12 protein-coding genes and 1 pseudogene are annotated in these 16,946 nt (G+C 74.7%); 8 read left to right on the plus strand and 5 right to left on the minus strand.

Features of this window, described 5'->3' with window-relative positions; all coding sequences use genetic code 11:
- Window positions 1-65: 65 nt before the first annotated feature.
- The 3 genes and pseudogenes from LG632_RS16945 to LG632_RS16955 form a co-directional block, all read left to right on the plus strand.
- Window positions 66-521 (plus strand): annotated as a pseudogene (locus LG632_RS16945) (alpha-glucosidase); the annotation flags it as partial.
- A gap of 26 nt (window positions 522-547) precedes the next feature.
- Window positions 548-1,567 carry a LacI family DNA-binding transcriptional regulator gene (locus LG632_RS16950; protein WP_226728152.1) on the plus strand — a complete coding sequence of 340 codons (1,020 nt, stop codon included), beginning with the start codon at window positions 548-550 and terminating at the stop codon, window positions 1,565-1,567.
- A 129-nt stretch (window positions 1,568-1,696) separates the two neighbouring features.
- Window positions 1,697-2,596 carry a phosphatase PAP2 family protein gene (locus LG632_RS16955; protein WP_226728153.1) on the plus strand — a complete coding sequence of 300 codons (900 nt, stop codon included), beginning with the start codon at window positions 1,697-1,699 and terminating at the stop codon, window positions 2,594-2,596.
- Here LG632_RS16955 and LG632_RS16960 read toward each other — a convergent pair.
- Complete coding sequence (locus tag LG632_RS16960) at window positions 2,584-5,574, minus strand: bifunctional [glutamine synthetase] adenylyltransferase/[glutamine synthetase]-adenylyl-L-tyrosine phosphorylase (RefSeq protein ID WP_226728154.1); 2,991 nt, start codon at window positions 5,572-5,574, stop codon at window positions 2,584-2,586. The genes LG632_RS16955 and LG632_RS16960 overlap by 13 nt on opposite strands.
- Window positions 5,575-6,184: 610 nt before the next feature.
- Between LG632_RS16960 and LG632_RS30275 the strand changes: the two genes are divergently transcribed.
- Window positions 6,185-8,260 carry a PIG-L family deacetylase gene (locus LG632_RS30275; protein ID WP_264201908.1) on the plus strand — a complete coding sequence of 692 codons (2,076 nt, stop codon included), beginning with the start codon at window positions 6,185-6,187 and terminating at the stop codon, window positions 8,258-8,260.
- Window positions 8,261-8,331: 71 nt separating this feature from the next.
- Here LG632_RS30275 and glnA2 read toward each other — a convergent pair whose 3' ends face one another.
- Window positions 8,332-9,693 (minus strand): gamma-glutamylpolyamine synthetase GlnA2, encoded by a 1,362-nt coding sequence (gene glnA2, locus LG632_RS16970; protein WP_226728155.1) that lies wholly within the window; start codon window positions 9,691-9,693, stop codon window positions 8,332-8,334.
- 149 nt (window positions 9,694-9,842) lie between these two features.
- Between glnA2 and LG632_RS16975 the strand changes: the two genes are divergently transcribed.
- From LG632_RS16975 to LG632_RS16985, 3 genes are all read left to right on the plus strand, one after another.
- Entirely contained in the window at window positions 9,843-10,385 is a 543-nt protein-coding gene (locus tag LG632_RS16975) for a hypothetical protein (RefSeq protein ID WP_226728156.1), read from the plus strand.
- Window positions 10,386-10,448: 63 nt separating this feature from the next.
- Window positions 10,449-11,111: a thioredoxin-like domain-containing protein gene (locus LG632_RS16980; RefSeq protein ID WP_226728157.1), complete on the plus strand. Its 663-nt coding sequence runs from the start codon at window positions 10,449-10,451 to the stop codon at window positions 11,109-11,111.
- Between the two features lie 20 nt (window positions 11,112-11,131).
- Window positions 11,132-12,019, plus strand: a complete 888-nt coding sequence (locus LG632_RS16985; protein WP_264201910.1) for a DUF305 domain-containing protein — start codon at window positions 11,132-11,134, stop codon at window positions 12,017-12,019.
- A gap of 1,117 nt (window positions 12,020-13,136) precedes the next feature.
- On the opposite strand, the gene LG632_RS16990 is transcribed toward LG632_RS16985, so the two are convergent.
- From LG632_RS16990 to LG632_RS17000, 3 genes are all read right to left on the minus strand, one after another.
- Complete coding sequence (locus tag LG632_RS16990; protein ID WP_226728159.1) at window positions 13,137-14,000, minus strand: alpha/beta fold hydrolase; 864 nt, start codon at window positions 13,998-14,000, stop codon at window positions 13,137-13,139.
- Window positions 13,997-14,683, minus strand: a complete 687-nt coding sequence (locus LG632_RS16995; RefSeq protein ID WP_226728176.1) for a DUF998 domain-containing protein — start codon at window positions 14,681-14,683, stop codon at window positions 13,997-13,999. Before LG632_RS16995 ends, LG632_RS16990 begins: the two co-directional genes overlap by 4 nt.
- Window positions 14,684-15,004: 321 nt before the next feature.
- Complete coding sequence (locus LG632_RS17000; RefSeq protein ID WP_226728160.1) at window positions 15,005-15,322, minus strand: hypothetical protein; 318 nt, start codon at window positions 15,320-15,322, stop codon at window positions 15,005-15,007.
- Window positions 15,323-15,698: 376 nt separating this feature from the next.
- On the opposite strand from LG632_RS17000, the gene LG632_RS17005 reads away from it, so the two are divergent.
- Window positions 15,699-16,814, plus strand: coding sequence for a DUF4190 domain-containing protein (locus tag LG632_RS17005; protein ID WP_226728161.1), 1,116 nt, complete (start codon window positions 15,699-15,701; stop codon window positions 16,812-16,814).
- The last annotated feature ends 132 nt before the right edge of the window (window positions 16,815-16,946 follow it).

The raw sequence follows: 16,946 nt of genomic DNA on the forward strand, positions 1-16,946 counted from the left end.
CGGCCTTGCCGGGGCCGTAGCCCACCGTGGTGCCCGCGCCCACGCCCGCGCCGGGGACCGCCTCGGCGTCCGAGGCGGCCGGGCAGGACGGGCTGCGCGACGGGTGCCGGGTGCCGATCCCGTGGTCCGGCGGGGAGCCGCCGTACGGCTTCGGGCCGGGCGGGAGCTGGCTGCCGCAGCCCGAGGGGTGGGGCGCGTTCAGCGTGGCCGCGCAGACCGGCGACCCGCACTCCACGCTGGAGCTCTACCGCGCCGCCCTGGAACTGCGCCGCGCGCTTCCAGGCCTGGGCGCCCCGGAGGCGGGCACCGGGGACGGTCCGGCGGTCGGGATGCGGTGGCTGCCCGCGCCCGACGGAGTGCTGCTCTTCAGCCGCCCCGGCTTCGCCTGCACCCTCAACACCACCTCGGCCCGGGTGGAACTGCCCGCGCCCGGGCGGCCCGTCCTGTCCAGCGCGCCCGTGGAGACCGACGGCCGCACGGTCCTGCTGCCCCCGGATTCGTGCACGTGGTGGGCAATGTGAACGTCCGACCGGTACAGTCCAATCCCGTGACCGCACGGCTTGCCGACATCGCAGCCCAGGCGGGGGTCAGCGAAGCCACAGTCAGCCGCGTGCTCAACGGCAAGCCCGGTGTGGCCGCGGGCACCCGCGAGTCCGTGCTGGCCGCGCTCGACGTGCTCGGCTACGAACGTCCCGTGCGGCTGCGCCAGCGCAGCGCCGGACTGGTCGGGCTGATAACCCCCGAACTGGACAACCCGATCTTCCCCGCCCTGGCCCAGGTCATCGGCCAGGGCCTCACGCGGCAGGGCTACACCCCGGTCCTCGCCACCCAGACCCCCGGCGGGTCCACCGAGGACGAGCTGACCGAGATGCTGGTCGACCGCGGGGTCTCCGGGATCATCTTCGTCTCCGGCCTGCACGCCGACACCACGGCCGACACCACGCGCTACGACCAACTGCGCGCCCAGGGCGTCCCCTACGTCCTCATCAACGGCTTCTCCCCCAAGGTGCAGGCGCCCTTCGTCTCGCCGGACGACCGGGCCGCCATGCACCTGGCGGTGACCCACCTGACCGCGCTCGGCCACACCCGGATCGGGCTGGCGGTCGGGCCCAAGCGGTTCGTGCCGGTGCTGCGCAAGATCGAGGGCTTCCGGCTGGCGATGCGCGAGCGGCTCGGTCTCGGCGACGCCGAGACCGAGGAGCTGATCCAGCACTCCCTCTACAGCCTGGAGGGCGGGCAGGCGGCCGCGGCCGCGCTCGTCGGGCGGGGCTGCACGGCGGTGGTGTGCGCCAGCGACATGATGGCGCTCGGCGCGATCCGGGCCGCCCGCCAGCAGGGGCTGCGCGTGCCCCAGGACGTCTCCGTCGTCGGGTTCGACGACTCCCCGCTGATAGCGTTCACGGACCCGCCGCTGACCACGATCCGCCAGCCGGTGCAGGCCATGGGCCAGGCGGCGGTGCGGACCCTGCTGGAGGAGATCGGCGGCACTCCGGCCCCGCACACCGAGTTCGTCTTCATGCCCGAGCTGGTCGTGCGCGGCTCGACCGCGTCCGGCCCCAAGCGGTAGGGCGGCGGCCCTGCCGCGCCGTGCGGTGTTCTCGGGGGAGGATGTCGTCCCTGCGGGGGACCCCGTGCGCCGAAGACCGTCCCGAGGGATGATCGGAGGGCGAGGACCCATCTGGCAGACTCTCTCCCCATGGGTGAATCGAGCGTGAAGACACTGGAAACCCCGACGGACGTCTCGTCACCCACCGTGACCGAGACGGAGGCCCGTCGGGACACCGGTCACGCTCTGCTGGAGCGGCTGCGGGCCCCGCGCCGGCCGCGGATCTGGTTCGAGATCCTGCTCATCGCGGTCAGCTACTGGACGTACTCGCTCATCCGCAACGCCGTGCCCGAGCAGAAGAGCGTCGCGCTGGCGAACGCCGACTGGATCTGGGCCGTGGAGAGCCGGATCGGCATCGCCGTGGAGCACACCGTCAACCACGCGGTCAACTCCGTGACGTGGCTGATCGTGGGCATGAACTACTACTACGCCACCCTCCACTTCATCGTGACCATCGGCGTGCTGGTGTGGATCTACCGCTTCCACCCGGGCCGGTACGCCGCGGCCCGCATGGTCCTGTTCGCCACCACCGGTGTGGCGCTCGTCGGCTACTACCTGTACCCGCTCGCTCCGCCCCGGCTGATGAACGGCCAGGACTTCATCGACACCGTGCTGGTGCACCACACCTGGGGCTCGATGGCCTCGGGCAACCTCAAGCACATGTCCAACCAGTACGCGGCCATGCCCTCCATGCACATAGGGTGGTCGCTCTGGTGCGGCCTGACGATCTTCGCGGTCGCCTCCGCCCCCTGGGCCCGGATCCTGGGCCTGCTCTACCCGACCGCGACGCTCGTCGTCATCGTGGCCACCGCCAACCACTTCTGGCTCGACGCCGTGGGCGGCATGCTCTGCCTGGGCTTCGGCTACGCGGTCTCCCGCTCCTGGTACGGCTCCCTGCCCCACCGCCTCCCCCGCCACCCGGTCCGCACGGACCGCCATCCCGCGGCGGAGGCCCTGCTGAACCGCTTCCGCACCCGTCAGGCGCCGTAGAAGAGGTCCTCCACGACCGCGCGGGCCCGGCGCGTGGTGCGGCGGTAGTCGTCCAGCATCTCGCCGGCCTTGCCGGGGCCGTAGCCCAGGTAGCGCGAGACGGCGGCCAGCTCCCTGGAGTCCGACGGGAAGGTGTCGCCGGCCCGGCCGCGGACCAGCATCACCGCGTTGCGCACGCGGGTCGCCAGGACCCAGGCCTCGTCCAGGATCTGCGCCTCCTCGGTCGGCAGCAGCCCAGCCGCGCGCGCGGCGGACAGGGCGCGGCGGGTCCGGGTGGTGCGCAGGCCCGGTTCGGCCCAGGCGTGGCGCATCTGGATCAGCTGGACGGTCCACTCGACGTCGCTGAGCCCGCCGCGGCCGAGCTTGGTGTGCAGGGCGGGGTCGGCACCGCGCGGCAGCCGTTCGGACTCCATCCGGGCCTTCAGCCGGCGGATCTCGCGGACCGCGTCCTCGCCCAGGCCCTCCATCGGGTACCGCAGCGGGTCGACGAGCTCGATGAACCGGCGGCCGAGGTCCTCGTCGCCGGCCACCGGCTCGGCGCGCAGCAGGGCCTGGCTCTCCCAGACCAGGGACCAGCGCTTGTAGTAGGCGGCGTAGGAGGACAGCGTCCGCACCAGCGGACCGCTGCGGCCCTCCGGCCGCAGGTCGGCGTCGATCAGCAGCGGCGGGTCCGCGGTGGGCAGTTGCAGCAGGCGGCGCATCTCGGCGATGACCGCCTGGGCGGCCTTGGCGGCCTCCTGTTCGTCCACGCCCTCGCGGGGCTCGTGGACGAAGAGGACGTCGGCGTCGGAGCCGTAGCCCAGTTCGTGGCCGCCGAAGCGGCCCATGCCGATGATCGCGAACCGGGTCGGCAGGGTGTCGCCCCACTGGGCGCTGACGGCGGCGCGCAGCGCGCCGGCCACGGTGGCGGCGGTGAGGTCGGAGACGGCGTCGCCGACCCGGTCGACGAGGGCGCCGTGGTCCTCGGTGGCCGGCCGGTCCTCGGTGCCGTACGAGGCGATGATGTCGGCCGCGGTGGTGCGGAACAGCTCGCGGCGGCGGACACCGCGGGCGGCGCTCACCCCGGCCTCGGCGCTGTCGGCGCGCCCGACGGCGGCGAGGACCTCCTGCTCCAGGGCCTCGTGGCTGCGCGGCTGCAACCCTTCGGGGTCGCCGAGCAGGGCGACGGCCTCGGGGGCGCGCAGCAGCAGGTCGGGGGCCAGCCGGCCGGCGGACAGCACCCGGGCCAGGTTCTCGGCGGCGGCGCCCTCGTCGCGCAGCAGCCGTAGGTACCACGGGGTCTTGCCCAGGGCGTCGGAGACCTTGCGGAAGTTCAGCAGGCCGGCGTCCGGGTCGGCGGAGTCGGCGAACCAGCCCAGCAGCACCGGCAGCAGGGTGCGCTGGATGGCGGCCTTGCGGGTCACACCGGAGGCCAGGGCCTCCAGGTGGCGCAGGGCCGCGGCGGGGTCGGCGTAGCCGAGGGCCTCCAGGCGCTGGCCGGCGGCGCGCGGGGAGAGCCGGATCTCGCCGGGGGCGAGCTGGGCGACCGCGTCGAGCAGCGGCCGGTAGAAGAGCTTCTCGTGCAGCCGGCGGACCACGGAGGCGTGCCGCTTCCAGGCCTTGGTCAGCTCGGCGACCGGCTCGGTGCGCAGCCCCATGGAGCGGCCGAGGCGGCGCAGGTCGGCCTCGTCCTCGGGGACGAGGTGGGTGCGGCGCAGCCGGTAGAGCTGGATGCGGTGCTCCATGGCGCGCAGGAACCGGTACGCGTCGCCGAGTTGGGCGGCGTCGGTGCGGCCGACGTAGCCGCCGGCGGCCAGGGCGTGCAGGGCGTCGAGGGTGGTGCCGGAGTGCAGCGAGGCGTCGCTGCGGCCGTGCACGAGCTGGAGCAGCTGGACGGCGAACTCGACGTCGCGCAGGCCGCCCGGGCCCAGTTTCAGCTCGCGGTCGACCTGGGCGGCGGGGATGTTGTCGACGACGCGGCGGCGCATCTTCTGGACGTCGGCGACGAAGTTCTCGCGTTCGGCGGCCTGCCACACGAGCGGTGTTATGGCCTCGACGTACTGGGCGCCGAGCTCGGGGTCGCCGGCGACGGCCCGGGCCTTGAGCAGGGCCTGGAACTCCCAGGTCTTGGCCCAGCGCTGGTAGTAGGCCATGTGGGAGGAGAGGGTGCGCACCAGCGGTCCGTTGCGGCCCTCGGGGCGCAGGTTGGCGTCGACCGGCCAGATCGAGCCCTCGACGGTGGTCTCGGAGCAGATCCGCATCAGGTGCGAGGCGAGGCGGGTGGCGGCCTGGAGCGCCTTGCCCTCGTCGGTGCCGTGGGCGGCGTCCCCGACGAAGATCACGTCGACGTCGGAGACGTAGTTGAGCTCGTTGCCGCCGCACTTGCCCATCGCGATGACGGCGAGCCGGCAGGCGGCCGCGTCCTCGGGGGCGGCGGCGCTCGCGATCCGCAGGGCGGCGCGCAGGGTGGCGGTGGCGAGGTCGGCGAGCTCGGCGGCGGTCTCGGCGACGTCGATGGTGCCGCAGACGTCGCGGGCGGCGATGGACAGCAGGCAGCGGCGGTAGGCGACGCGCAGCGCGACGGGGTCCTCGGCCGGGGCCAGGCCCCGTTCGAACTCGGCGAGGCCGGGGTGCAGGTCGGCGGAGGTCTCGTAGGTGAGCAGGGCCCGCCAGTCGGAGGGGTGGCGGGCGAGGTGGTCGGCGAGGGCCTCGGAGGCGCCGAGCACCCCGAGCAGCCGGTCGCGCAGCGGCTTGGCGCTGACCAGGGTGGCGAGGAACGCGGGCCGCTCGTCCTCGGGCTGGGCCTCGGCGAGCCGGACGAGGCCGCGCAGGGCGAGGTCGGGGTCGGCGGTGGCGCCGAGCGCGTCGAGGAGGACGGGGTCGGTGCGGACGGCGGACAGCGCGGCGGAGTCGAGCAGCCGGGCCGCGGCCGAGGGGTCGGTGAATCCGCTGCGCAGCAGCTGGATGAACGTGCTGCTCCGGCGTCCGGGGACCGTCACGTGGCCGCCTTTCCTCTCCACTTCGCCTGCCTGCGGTCGAGCCTAGGCCTTTTCGGGGGCGGATGCGGGGCGTCGGGGGGTGTGCCTGGGGGTGGGCGTGTGTGGGGGTGTGGGGGTGTGGGGTTGGGCGCGAGGGCGGGGGCGGGTGGTGGGGCGGGGGCGGGTGGTGGGGTGGGGGCTCGTGCATGGGGCGTGTGTGCCGGGGGGCGTGCGGGTGGCGTGCGCGGGGGACGTGCGGGTGGCGCATGGGGGGGGCGCGTGCGCGTGAAGGTGTGCGACGTCACAGACGGGGCGCCCGGGACGGGGCGCGGCGACCCGGGCGCGGGCTCCGCCCCAGGTCACGGGCGTCCGCGGCGTGATCTGCGTAACACCGGGCGCCCGGACACCCCTTGAGCGCCAATACGGACAAATATCACCTAATCCCCATCAACTACCGCCCGCATTCCGGCCCGTTACGGGCGATCGCGACCGTTCAAGGCACAATCGGATCCGGTCCATGTCGGATGCAACGGAGTCATCGGTCGAGTCGGTGAACCAACTTCCGCGAAATGACCTCTCTCTGAACGACCAGCACGATTTCGGACCTGCACGACCACGGGGGGCCTGACCGATGCCCGTTGCCCGGCGCCACATACGCCTCGCGGCACTGTTCACGGTGCTCGCCGCCGGCACCACCGGCGTCCTCGCCGTCGCCGAGGGCCAGGGCTCCACGCCCGACGCCGCGCCGCGCCCGCCGCAGACGCCCGCGCTCGGCGCCAGCACCACCTCCGGCTCGGTCCTGCAGGTCGTCGCCCACCCCGACGACGACCTGTTCTTCATGAACCCCGACCTCAGCCGCTCGATCCTCTCCGGCACCCCGGTCACCACCACCTTCCTGACCTCCGGCGAGGCCGACGGCATCAACCAGGCCGGCGGACACCTCGGCGACCCCAAGCAGCCCGCCGACCTCGCCCGCTACTCCGAGGCCCGGCAGAACGGCATACGGTCCGCCTACGCCCAGATGGCCACCGGCGACCGCACCAGCGCCTGGAAGCGCACCGCGATACCCACCGACGGCGGCGGCTGGGCCGAGGTGGACGTCCTGGTCGCCAAGCCCGAGGTCAACCTGGTCTGGCTCCAGATGCGCGAGGCGGGCAGCATCGGCGCGGACCGCCCGGAGAGCATGCGCGGGCTGTGGGACGGCCGGATACCGGCGCTGGCCTCCCAGCTCACCTCCGGCACCCCCGTCAAGCAGAACTTCACGTACACCAAGGACCAGGTGATCCGCACGATCGCCGGCGTCCTGGAGCGGTACAAGCCGACGACGATACGCATGCAGGACCCGACGCCCGGCAAGTTCTCCGACGGCAAGATCACCGACCACCAGGACCACATGTACGGCGCCCGCTTCGTGCAGGCCGCCACCGAGCGGTACGCCCAGGTCACCGACCGCCCGCACTTCTCGGTCCAGAACTACCTCGGCTACCTCAACGGCTCCCTGCCGCACGTGCTCGACCCCACGACCGTCGAGACGAAGCTGAACTACCTCAAGACCTATGCCTGGCTCGACCGCGCGCCGTACTGCGGCAGCTCCTCCGGCTGCGGCGACCGCAAGGTGGCCGCCCGTCCCGCCGGCCGGGACTGGGCGCAGAGCATCCGCTACTCGCGCGGCGACCACACCTCCTGGCTGACCGAGGGCGCGGGCGGCCGGCTCTGGGCCTTCTCCGTCCTCGACGGCCACATGGCGTACTGGACCCGGACCGGCCCCGAGGCCCGGTGGTCCGGCCCCACCCTGCTGCCCGGCGCCGGCATGGACCCGGGCGCCACGACCGCCACCCTGCCCGACGGCCGCGTCGCCGTCGTCGGCACCCGCACCACGCTGGGGCAGCGCCCGCAGGACTACCGGCGCGAGGTCGTCTACGCCGTCCAGTCCGCGGCCGACGGGCCCTTCGGGGGCTGGCAGTCGCTCGGCACCCCCGAGCGGGCCGACCAGGACGGCACCTCGGCGATCAGCGGACCGGTGCTGGCGGTGGCCCCGGACGGCCGGGTGACCGTCTACCTGCGCGACGCCGGGCGCACCCTGCGGGCGAGCGAGCAGCAGCCGGACGGCGGCTTCGGCCCCTGGGCCACGCTCGGCGGCTCGGACCTGCAGTCCGACCCGGCGACCGCCACCGACTCCGCCGGCCGCCGGCACGTCTACGCCACCACCGCCACCACGGTCCTGGCCTGGATCCAGCCCTCGCCGGGCGCCCCGCTCCAGGGGCCCTTCCCCACCGGCCTGCCCGCGACGACCGTCCCGCTGACGGCCACCGCCGACGGCGACGGGGTCCGGCTGTGGTTCCGCCGCCCGGACTCGGGGCTCGTCCGCACCGCCCTGGTCACCGCCGACGGCACCCGCCCGGTGGTCTCGGACGTCACCGAGGCGGGCGGCCGGGCCGGCTACGGCGCCGTCAGCGTGGCCGGCCGCCTGGTCTCGGGCCGCGCCGGCTCCGGCGCGATCGGCACCACGTCCCTCGGCGCACCGCCGGAGTGGACGGAGTCCCGGATGCTCTACGCCGGCGCCCCGGCCAGCGTCCTGGAACCGGCCGGCGCCACCACCACGGTCGTCCTCGGCCTCGACGCCGAACTCCACGTCACCTCGACCGTCCCCACCACCGACCCCACCCGCCCGTCCCACACCACGTGGCGCCCGGCCATCCGCCCCTGACCGAACCCTGACGGCAAACGGCCCCCGCAGCGCAACCACGCCACGGGGGCCGCACCCCACGCCCCGCGCTGCTACAGCACGGGCAGGTTCTTGCGCAGCTCGAAGGCGGTAACCTCGGAGCGGTACTCCTCCCACTCCTGCTTCTTGTTGCGCAGGAAGAAGTCGAAGACGTGTTCGCCCAGGGTTTCGGCGACCAGTTCGCTGCGTTCCATCAGGGCGATGGCCTCGCCGAGGTTCTGCGGGAGGGGTTCGATGCCCATGGCGCGGCGTTCGGCGTCGGACAGGGCCCAGACGTCGTCGTCGGCGCCGGCGGGGAGTTCGTAGCCCTCCTCGATGCCCTTGAGGCCGGCCGCGAGGAGGACGGCGTAGGTCAGGTACGGGTTGGCGCCCGAGTCGATCGAGCGGACCTCGATCCGGGAGGAGCCCATCTTGCCCGGCTTGTACATCGGGACGCGGATCAGGGCCGAGCGGTTGTTGTGGCCCCAGCAGATGTACGAGGGGGCCTCGCCGCCGGAGCCGGCGGTGCGCGAGGAGCCGCCCCAGATGCGCTTGTACGAGTTGACCCACTGGTTGGTGACCGCCGAGGTCTCGCCCGCGTGCCGCAGCAGGCCCGCGATGAAGGAGCGGCCGATCTTGGAGAGCTGGTACTCGGCGCCCGACTCGTAGAAGGCGTTGCGGTCGCCCTCGAAGAGGGACAGGTGGGTGTGCATGCCCGAACCCGGGTACTCCGAGAACGGCTTGGGCATGAACGTGGCCTGGACGCCCTGCTCCAGGGCGACCTGCTTCATCACCAGGCGGAAGGTCATGATGTTGTCGGCCGTCGAGAGCGCGTCGGCGTAGCGCAGGTCGATCTCCTGCTGGCCGGGTGCGCCCTCATGGTGGCTGAACTCGACCGAGATGCCCATGGATTCGAGCATGGTGATGGCCTGGCGGCGGAAGTCCATGCCGACGTTCTGCGGGGTGTGGTCGAAGTAGCCGGAGTTGTCCGCCGGGACGGGGCGCGAGCCGTCCAGCGGCTTGTCCTTCAGCAGGAAGAACTCGATCTCCGGGTGGGTGTAGAAGGTGAAACCCAGGTCGGAGGTCTTGGCCAGGATCCGCTTGAGGACGAAGCGGGGGTCCGCGAAGGACGGGGAGCCGTCGGGCATCAGGATGTCGCAGAACATGCGGGCGGTGCCGGGGGCCTCGGCGCGCCACGGCAGTATCTGGAACGTCCCCGGGTCCGGCTTGGCGATCATGTCGGACTCGTAGACCCGGGCGAAGCCCTCGATGGCGGAGCCGTCGAAGCCGATGCCCTCGTCAAAGGCCTGTTCGAGCTCGGCCGGGGCCACCGCGACGGACTTGAGGAAGCCCAGTACGTCGGTGAACCACAGGCGCACGAAGCGGATGTCGCGCTCCTCGAGCGTCCGGAGGACGAATTCCTGCTGCTTGTCCATGCCTTCATCCTCGCAGTTCAGACGGCCTGTCCACCACCGTGCCGGGCCAGTATCGCGGGCAGTGGTTTCCGCCACATTACGCACCGGCCCCACCTCGCGGCACCCCCGCTCTGACCGCGGGGCCGTCATGAGCACTACCATCTGCGGCCATGGGGGGCCGGGGACACACGCAGCTCAGGCGCCACCGGCGTCCCGTCGTACGCCGTGGTGCCCTTCTGTGCGCCTTCGCGACCCTGCTGGGAGCGCTCCTGCTGTGCACCCGGGCGGGCGGCGGCGCCGGGGCGACGCCCGGCCACGGGCCGGCCGCGTACGCCTCCCCCGCCTCGTACGGCGCCGGGGTCTGGCAGGGCACCGCTGCGGACGCGCAGGACGCAGCGCAGGGTGCGCAGGGCGCAGCGGTGGGCTCGCGGGCAGATGCTGCCGGAACACGGGCCGCCGCTGCCGGGACACGGACCGCCGCCGGAGCCTCGTACGCCGCGCACGCCTCGTACGTCTGCCCCGGTGACCTGCCCGGCTGCTCCCACCGGGGGCACGTGGCGCCGGGCGTGCTGCCCGTGCCGCCGCCGGTCGTCGTGCCGCCGCGGGCGGAGCCGCCACCGGCGGCCGGGGCCGGCCCGGACGGGCGGATCAGGCCGCCGCGCGCCCCGGCCCGGGCCCCCGACCTCCATGTCCTTCAGGTGCTGCGGACCTGACGGCTGCGGTGCAGTGAGCTCTGACGTTCCACCCACCCCCCTCAGCAGAAGGACGGCACAGACATGGCCACCAGGACCCCTGACACCTCCCGGCAGGCGCGCATAGCCGAGATGCGGCGCGCCGAGCGGGCCCGCGAACGCCGCAACAAGATCATGGCGATCACCGCCACCGTGGCCGTGGTCGTGGGCCTGGTCGGGTTCGGGACGTACGTCCTGCTCGACCAGAAGCAGCAGGAGAAGGACCGCGCCCGCGCCGCCGAGACGGCCCGCACGACCCCCGTCAAGGACGAGCAGACCTGGGACGCGAGCAAGCTCGGCCGCAACCACGTCGAGACGCCGGTCTCGTACGAGATGAAGCCGCCGGTCGGCGGGGACCACAACCCCCGCTGGATGAACTGCAACGGCGACGTCTACAAGAACCCCGTTCCCGAGGTGAACGCCGTCCACTCGCTGGAGCACGGCGCCGTGTGGGTGACGTACAGCGACAAGGCGAACAAGGCCGACGTCGACAAGCTCGCCGAGAAGGTCGCCAAGACCCCCTACACGCTGATGAGCCCGGTCAAGGACCAGGCCGGCGCGATCATGCTGTCCGCGTGGGGCAAGCAGGTCACCGTGGAGGGCGCGGCCGACCCGCGGGTGGACCAGTTCTTCACGAAGTACGTGCAGGGCCCGCAGACCCCTGAGCCGGGTGCCGCGTGCACGATGGGGCTGGCGGGCGACAAGTGAGCACGGAGCGGGTGATCCGCCTGAACCGTACGTACGCGCTGCTGCTGGGCGCCGTGCTGCTCGCGCTGCTGTTCGCGGCGGGGGCCACGGTCGCCACGGCGACCGGTGGCTCGTCGGACGGGGACGGGGACGGGCACGGCGGCGGGGCGCACACCCCGACGACCACGTCGGCGGACGCGGGCTTCGCCCGGGACATGTCGGTGCACCACCAGCAGGCGGTGGAGATGTCCTTCATCGTGCGCGACCGCACGAAGGACGAGGCGGTACGCAACCTCGCCTACGACATCGCCAACACCCAGGCCAACCAGCGGGGCATGATGCTGGGCTGGCTGGACCTGTGGGGCCTGCCGAAGGTCGCGGCCGACCAGGAGCCGATGGCATGGATGGCCGCCGGTTCCGGTGCCGGTGCCGGCACCGGAACCGGCGGGCCGGGACAGGGCCAGGGCACCGGCGGGCACGGCGGCCATGCCGGGCACGGCGGCCACGGGGCCGCGACCGCGACCGGGGCCGGGGCGGCGCCGGCGACCGGGGCCACGCCGGCGACCGGGTCGGGCTCCGCGGCCGGGTCGGGCTCTGCGGCCGGGTCGGGGTCTGCGGCCGGGTCCGGGCACACCGGGCACGACATGGGCGGGGTGACGGCCAAGCCGGGCGCGCTGATGCCGGGCATGGCCACGAAGGAGGAGCTCGCGCAGCTCGCCGCCACCGAGGGCCGGGACGCGGAGGTGCTCTTCCTCCAGCTGATGACAGACCACCACAAGGGCGGCGTCGCCATGGCCGAGGCCTGCGCGAGGCTGTGCAAGACCCCGGTGGAACGGGACCTCGCCCGAGGCATGGCCGAGGCCCAGCAGTCGGAAATCACCCTGATGACCACCATGCTCACCCAGCGCGGCGCCACGCCCCGCCCCTGAGCCCAGGCCGTGCCGGGCATCCCGCCCGGCACGGCCGGCCACCCCGGGGGGCCGGGGCCCTGCCCCCCACCCCCGCCGCGCAGCGCAGCGCAGCGCAGCGCAGCGAGCAGCCCACCGTACGAGCCGCCGGCCCGCTCTAAGCCGTTGAGGTCAGGCACCGGCGAGGGCGCCCACGCACCAGACCGCTCAGGCGCACCTCGACCGTTCTGGTGCCCGTGCGCATGCGTACGGGCGCCAGCGCGCACAACAGACGGACGCGCGGGCTCTACGAGCAGGGCGGGGGCCGCGGGCGGGCGCGGGCATGCGGGCTCGGGCGCAGCGGGCATGCGGGCTCGGGCGCAGCGGGCATGCTGGCGCGCGGGCTCTGCGAGCGTGTGGGCCCTCGGGCACGGCGGGCGCAGCGGGCGCGCGGGCCCAACAGGCGTGCAGGCCCAGGAAGCGCGCGGGCCCAGCAGACGCGCCGGACCAGCAGGCGTGTGGACGTGTAGGTGTTGCGGGCGCGCGGACTCTGCGAGCGTGCGGGCTCTGCGGGCATGGCGGGCGCCGCTGGCGCGAGCGGGCGTGCGGGCCCAGCAGGCGTGCGGGCGTGCAGGCGCTGCGGGCATGCGGGCGCTGCGGGCATGGCGGGCGCCGTGGGCGCGAGTGGGCGTGCGGGCCCAGCAGGCGTGCAGGCCCAGGAAGCGCGCAGGCCCAGCAGACGCGCCGGACCAGCAGGCGTGCGGGCGTGCAGGCGCTGCGGGCATGGCGGGCGCCTCGGGCGCGAGCGGGCCTGCGGCCCAGCAGGCGTGCAGGCGCAGGAAGCGCGCAGGCCCAGCAGACGCGCCGGACCAGCAGGCGTGTGGGCGTCAGGCGCTGCAGACGTGGCGCTGCGGCGCGCGCCTGCGGTCGCGAGCCGGGGCAGCAGCCCGGCCAGACCCTGGTACCCGCTGAGGCGGGCCGCCCGGCCAAGGTGAGGCACCACCCTGGGGCCGGTGCCAGAGGACATGCACGCTGGCCCTCGGCGCGGCCTTCCCCGCTTCCCCCCTTTCCCGCTCCCCTCCCCTTCGCGCGCCCCCTCTCCCCTCCCCCCTTCCCGCTCCCCTCACCGCCGCCTCCCCCACCCCCAAGGCCCCGCCCGCTAACGCAGAACCGCTCGGGCCACCTCCTCCGGGTGGTCCAGCATGACGAGGTGGCCTGCGCCCTCGGCGACGGTGAAGTCGGCGGTGAGGGTGTCGGCCAGGGCGGTCTGGCGGGTCAGCCAGGTCAGGGGCCAGGGGCGGGCCGAGCCGTCGTAGGCGGCCAGGACCGTGGTGCGGGCCGTCAGGGGGTGGGTGGTGCGCAGGGTCAGCAGCTCCGCCGCCATGTCCGGATAGCGCGCGTTCTCCAGCAGGGCGCCCTGCCAGACCCGGCCGGTGCGGTAGCAGCGGTCGGTCAGGGCGCGCGGGGCCGGGTCGGGGCCGCCGGTGCGGGTGGCCCGTACGGTGGCCCGCCGGGCCCACGGGCCCAGAGCCGCCGGCAGCCCGGCGGCGGTCAGGGCCCGGCCGAACCCGCGGGCGGCCGCGGTCCGTACGCCCGACGGCAGCAGGGTCCTCGGCTCCTCCTCGACACTGCTGTCGACGAGCACCAGCGCGGCGGTCCGCGCCGGGTGCAGCCGGGCGAAGGCCTCGGCGTGGAACCCGGCGATCGAGTGCCCCACGACCGTGACCGGAGCGTCCGCGCCCAGCGCGTCCAGCAGCGCCGCGATACGCCGGGCCTCACCGGCGGCGGTCGGTGGCGCCACGGCGGGCCCGGACAGCCCGTGGCCGGGCCGGTCGAACCGGACCACCGTGCGGTGCGGGGCCAGCAGCGGGACCACCGGGTCCCAGTCGTACCAACTCATCGCCAGGCCGGCGGTGAGCACGCACACCGGACCGCTGCCCTCGACCACCACGTGCAGGGGCACGCCGTCGGCACCGGCCCGCACGAACCCCTCGTACGGCGAGCGCGGCGCGCGCCCGGTCATGTCCGGCGCTCCTGGTGGACGGAGTACGCCAGCAGCCCCAGCCACAGCGCCACCAGGAGTACCTGCAGCCGCTGCCCGGCCCCCAGCGCCCAGGTGCCGCGCCCGGCGGTGAACAGGGCTATCGCGCCCAGGGTCCATATCGTGGCGACGATCTCCGCGACCGCCAGCACCGGCCCGGTCCGGGCCAGCGGCTCCCACCACCCGTAGCGCCGGGCGGCGACGGTGAGGGCGACGATGGCCAGCAGCGCCCCGCACATGGCGAGGGTGCTGCTGACGGCGTGCGCCTGGTGGGTGGCGGGCACGAGCCCGGCCGTCTCACGGGCGGCGCACACCGGGTCGACGGTGGGCTTGCAGCTCAGCGGCAGCCAGGCGTCGGCGGCGGTGGCCGCGCCGAACAGGGTGACGCCGGCCCACCCCGCGACGGCCCAGGCGCGCCGGGCCTCGGGGTAGGTGGTCAGTCTGACGAGGGCCAGCAGTCCGCCGACGAAGGCCATCAGGCCCGCCACGAAATCCGTGGCCCGGAAGAGACCGCCGAGCGGCTGGTCCTGGGCGGCGAGCTCGCTGACGTAGGTCTCGATGGGGTTCAGCCCCGTGGAGAACACGACCTCCAGCACCCAGGCGGCGTACGCCAGGGCGCCGAGGGCCAGCAGGCCGGCCACCGGCCGGGTGCCCTTGCTGGACACGACGGGGCCTATCCGGTGCAGGACGCGCGCCGGGCCGCGCAGGGCCGCCGCCCCGCCCGGGGCCCGGCCGGCGTCGGGCCGTGCCTGGACCGGCGCGCGGCGCCAGGCATCGGCGCCGCCCGGGCCCTCCGGGCGCTGACGTCCGTCCCACCGCTGCGGGGTGTCCTCACCCCGCATCCACTCGGCCATCCGACTGTTTCCCATGCCCTTTAAGACGGGTCCGCGGCAGATTTCGTTGCCTCTGCCCTCAAATCGGCGCGGGTGGCCCGCTCCCGGCGAATTCGGTGGGGGACTGTCCGCGGGGCATGGCAGGGTGGGCGATCATCGACGCATCAGGACCAGGTAAGGACTCACCCCCCGCATGACCACGCCCCCGCAGCCGTCCGCCACCCCGCCCTCGCAGCCGGCCGGCGACGCGCCCGTGCCCGAGGCGACCGGAACGACCGGAACCACCGGAACGACCGAGGCGACCGGAACCACCGAGGCGACCGGAGCGACCGGAGCGACCGGAACAACGAGGATGCCGGACGCCGCGGGGACGGCCGAGGCCGCGCCCACCGCCGGGGCGGCCGCGGCCGCGCCCACCGCCGGGGCGACCGGGACGCCCGACCCCACCGGGGCGAGCGGGGCCGCGTCCATATCGGTCCCCGAGCCCGAGACCACGGCGGGGCCGGAGTCGGCCGCCTCGGACGCCCCCGCGGCCCCGGAGTCGCCTATGCCCGTGGAATCCGCTGCATCCCCGGAGCCGCCTGCGTCCCCGGAGTCCACTGCACCCCCGGCGTCCACTGCACCCCTGGAGCCGTCTGCGCCCCCGGAATCCCCAGCACCCCTGGAGCCCTCCGCGTCCCTGGAGCCCCCTGCGTCCGCGCCGGCAGCTCCGACCGCCCCGGCTCCGGCCGCCCCCGCGGCCCCAGCCGCCCCAGCCGCCCCGGGCAGCACGCCCCCGCCGGCCCTCTCCCTCCGCAAGACCCCCGCCACGGCGGCCACCGCCGCCTCCGGGCCCCCGGCCCCGTCCGTGCACGACGCCGTGACCCTCGCGGACGCACCGCTCGTACCGCCTCAGGCCCAGGCCCCGACCCAGGCCCAGCCCCCGGCCCCCGCCGCCCAGCCCGCCCCCGTACCCCCGGCCGCACCGGTCCCCGCCCCGACCCCGGCCCCCGCCCCGCCGAACCCCTTCGCACCCCCGTCCCCCACCTTCGTCCCCCCGCCCACCGCCCCCGGCGCTCACGCCGCCCCCGCCGCCGCCCCCGGCGCCCCGTGGCCCCCGCCGCCCGGCTTCGCCGGTGGCCCGTACGCGCCCCTGCCGTACGGGCGGCCCGCCACCAACGGGCTCGCCGTCGCCGCGCTGACCGTCGGCTGCGTCGGTCTGGTGGCCGCGCCGATCCCGTTGGTCTTCTGGATCGGCGGCATCCTCGCCCTGGTCGCGGTCGGCCTCGGCATCGGCGCCCTGGTCCGGGCCGGCAACGGCGCCCCGCGCAAGGGCATGGCCGTGGCGGGCACCTGCCTCGGGCTGCTCGCGCTGGCCGGGTCCGTCGGCGGTTTCTTCCTGACCAAGCAGGTGGTCGAGGAGGTCACCCACCGGGCCGACCAGCGGATGGACCGGGAGTACGAGGACCTGGAGGACGCGGAGGGCGGCTACCCCAGCCGTCCCGGCCAGCCGACCCACCCCGGGACCGCCCCGCGCCAGTCGTCGCCCGCGCGGCCCTCGAAGCCCTCGAAGCCCTCGGACGTCCGCGGGGTGACCAGCGCCGTGCCGTTCGGCGAGACCGTCACACTCGACAACGGCATCCAGGTGACCCTGTCGAAGCCGGTGAAGTACAAGCCGGAGACCGACTACGGCCGCCGCACGGTCAAGAACGCCGTCCAGCTGTCGGCCACCATCACCAACACCTCCAGCGAGCCCCACGAGGTCATCTACGCCGTCCCCAACGTCCGTGACGACAAGGGCATGACGGCCGCGCTGGTCTTCGACACCACGATGCCGAAGCTGATCAAGGGGTCGATCATGCCGGGCGCCTCCGCCACCGGGGTGTTCGCCTGGGAGGTGCCCGAGGGCACCACGGCCGTCACCGCCGACCTCTCCCCCGGCACGTTGATGCCGAGCGCGAAGTTCGCCGGACCGATCAGCTGACGGGGCGGGCCGGACCCGACCGATCGGCTGACGGGGCGGGCCGGACCCACCCGATCGGCCGGCGAAGTCCGCCGCCCGATCGGCCGCCGCCCGCCCCCCGCCCCCGAAATCCCCGGGGCCCAGGACATCGCG

Origin of the sequence: Streptomyces antimicrobicus, assembly GCF_020532625.1 — a bacterium.
Lineage (GTDB): Bacteria > Actinomycetota > Actinomycetes > Streptomycetales > Streptomycetaceae > Streptomyces > Streptomyces antimicrobicus.

Coding starts and splice junctions, on each gene's coding strand:
- LG632_RS30275 (WP_264201908.1), top strand. CDS start 6,185: ATGCCCGTTGCCCGGCGCCACATACGCCTCGCGGCACTGTTCACGGTG.
- LG632_RS16975 (WP_226728156.1), top strand. CDS start 9,843: ATGGGGGGCCGGGGACACACGCAGCTCAGGCGCCACCGGCGTCCCGTC.
- LG632_RS17000 (WP_226728160.1), bottom strand. CDS start 15,322: ATGGACGCGGCCCCGCTCGCCCCGGTGGGGTCGGGCGTCCCGGTCGCC.
- LG632_RS16990 (WP_226728159.1), bottom strand. CDS start 14,000: ATGACCGGGCGCGCGCCGCGCTCGCCGTACGAGGGGTTCGTGCGGGCC.
- LG632_RS16955 (WP_226728153.1), top strand. CDS start 1,697: ATGGGTGAATCGAGCGTGAAGACACTGGAAACCCCGACGGACGTCTCG.
- glnA2 (WP_226728155.1), bottom strand. CDS start 9,693: ATGGACAAGCAGCAGGAATTCGTCCTCCGGACGCTCGAGGAGCGCGAC.
- LG632_RS16980 (WP_226728157.1), top strand. CDS start 10,449: ATGGCCACCAGGACCCCTGACACCTCCCGGCAGGCGCGCATAGCCGAG.